This is a genomic window from Streptomyces sp. NPDC037288, assembly GCF_055603265.1.
Map to the genome: position 1 here is coordinate 1 of NZ_JBVJVY010000208.1, position 1,530 is coordinate 1,530.

Here is a 1,530-nt window from a genome sequence, read left to right on the forward strand (position 1 = left end):
ACCCCACCGAGCCCGGCAAAAGCGCCCCCGCACTCCCCAACACCACCAACACGACCGACGATTGATCGCCTACACCACATCAAGGGACACGACCGAGCATCCAGGGCATGGAAGAGCCTGCCGAAAATCTCAGTACTGACCGGGTTGAACTACGCCGGTGGCGCATGACCGACCTCGATGCCCTGGAACAGGCGATCTACGAATCCCTGGACCATCTCGTGCCGTGGATGCCCTGGGCAGCCAATCACGGCAGACAGCAAACCGCCGACTTCCTGGCCCGGAGTCACGACGAGTGGGAGACCAGGCAAGCCTTCGGCTATGCGATCACCTCAGGTGCCGCGGTGATCGGCAGCTGCGGCCTGCATCGCCCCATCGGTGCGGGCGGCCTCGACATCGGCTACTGGATTCATCCTCACTGGACGGGCCAAGGTCTCGCCACGATGGCTGCGGCGGCTCTTGTCGCCCAGGGCTTCCAGTTGGCGGGCATCGACCGTCTGGAAATCCACCACGATGCTGCCAACCCAGCCAGTGGAGCCGTCGCCCTTCACCTGGGTTTCACGGAGATCGAACGCCTGCAAGTGCCAGAAGGGCCCTCGGCTCCTGGCGAAGTGGGGATCGATGTCATCTGGCGGATGACTGCAGACCAATGGCAGGCGAGAACATCTGAGCACGCTCAACGAACCGGCTGAGCAGGGCTGGTCCGAGAGTTCCCATGCAGGTGGCCCGCCGGCGAGGGCGGCCGGCCACCAGGATCGGCCAGAAGGTTTCATCCGGCAGTCGTCTGCTCGGTGCGGGCTCGGGTGCTCGCGAGGCGGTAGGAGTCGGTGCCGGTCTCGATGATGGTGCCGTTGCAGGTGAGCCGGTCGACGATGGCCGCGGAAAGACGGGGATCGGTGAAGGTCTTCGTCCACCCTCCGAACGACTCGTTGGAGGCGATGGAGACGCTGGGCTTCTCCTCGCGCTCGGTCAGAACCTGGAACAGCAGTTCGGCGCCGTGCCGGTCGAGTTCCATGTGTTGGGTCGGGGACGAGACGCCGTGCACTGTTTCCAGTGCCGGTTTTCCCGTCCCCGCCCGCCGAACCGGACGTGCCCGTTGGCCGAGCATCCGGCTCTCCACGTGATCCGCAGGATCAGGCGAGGTATTCGCTGACCTGGCTGACGAAGGCCACATCGTCGGGGTTCGTCCGGCGGAAGCGTGCTCCGTCGTGATCGACTTCGTCGATGTTGTAAGGCGTGCTGATCTGCGCTGTTGTAAGGCGTGCTTATCTGCGCTCCGCGAAACGTGTGTCGCTGGACCCGCATCTTCGCCGGGTTGTAGAGGACGATCCCGCCCTCGGTCATGCGGTCTGCCCCGTAGTAGCGGCGCCGCAGCTGTTTCCAGGGTAGGTAGGAGAACGTTCTCTTCGATGCGCCGTAGCGGAAATGGGCAGCCCAGCCGGTCGTGTCCCTTGATGTGGTGTAGGCGATCAATCGTCGGTCGTGTTGGTGGTGTTGGGGAGTGCGGGGGCGCTTTTGCCGGGCTCGGTGGGG

Annotated in this window: 1 protein-coding gene and 1 pseudogene; one reads left to right on the forward strand and one right to left on the reverse strand. The window is 64.5% G+C overall.

Going from position 1 to position 1,530, the window contains the following annotated elements; all coding sequences use genetic code 11:
• Positions 1-107: 107 nt before the first annotated feature.
• A complete protein-coding gene (locus ACZ7GZ_RS43320) occupies positions 108-689 on the forward strand; it encodes a GNAT family N-acetyltransferase (protein ID WP_471033356.1) in 582 nt (193 codons plus the stop codon).
• A 77-nt stretch (positions 690-766) separates the two neighbouring features.
• Here the strand turns inward: ACZ7GZ_RS43320 and ACZ7GZ_RS43325 are convergent.
• Positions 767-1,015 (reverse strand): annotated as a pseudogene (locus ACZ7GZ_RS43325) (ATP-binding protein); the annotation flags it as partial.
• Positions 1,016-1,530 lie beyond the last annotated feature (515 nt).